This window comes from Streptomyces sp. P17, from assembly GCF_032436805.1.
Classification (GTDB): Bacteria; Actinomycetota; Actinomycetes; order Streptomycetales; family Streptomycetaceae; genus Streptomyces.
This window is the reverse complement of record NZ_JAVRBF010001572.1, coordinates 1-231: the sequence shown is the minus strand read 5'-3', so window position 1 is coordinate 231 and position 231 is coordinate 1. Positions and strand designations below refer to the sequence as shown.

At 65.8% G+C, this 231-nt stretch carries 1 protein-coding gene; it reads right to left on the bottom strand.

The features are described 5' to 3' along the window. Positions 1 to 188, bottom strand: a 188-nt coding sequence (locus tag RMT89_RS45720) for an ATP-binding protein (RefSeq protein WP_315889649.1), incomplete at its 3' end; no start/stop codon positions are given. Positions 189 to 231: the final 43 nt, after the last annotated feature.

The following is a 231-nucleotide window of genomic DNA, read 5'->3' as shown; positions in this document are numbered from 1 at the left end:
TCGGACTGGCAGAAGACATAGCCTTCGGTCTGCTTGACGATGCCGTAGACCATCGAGAGGCCGAGGCCGGTGCCCTTGCCGGCTCCCTTGGTCGTGAAGAACGGGTCGAAGGCCCGCGCGGCCACCTCCGGCGGCATCCCGGGTCCTGAATCGCGCACGCAGAGCTCGACGTATTCGCCGTCCCGCAAGGTGGGATCGTTGCTGATCTCGACCGCCCGTACGCGTATGGTC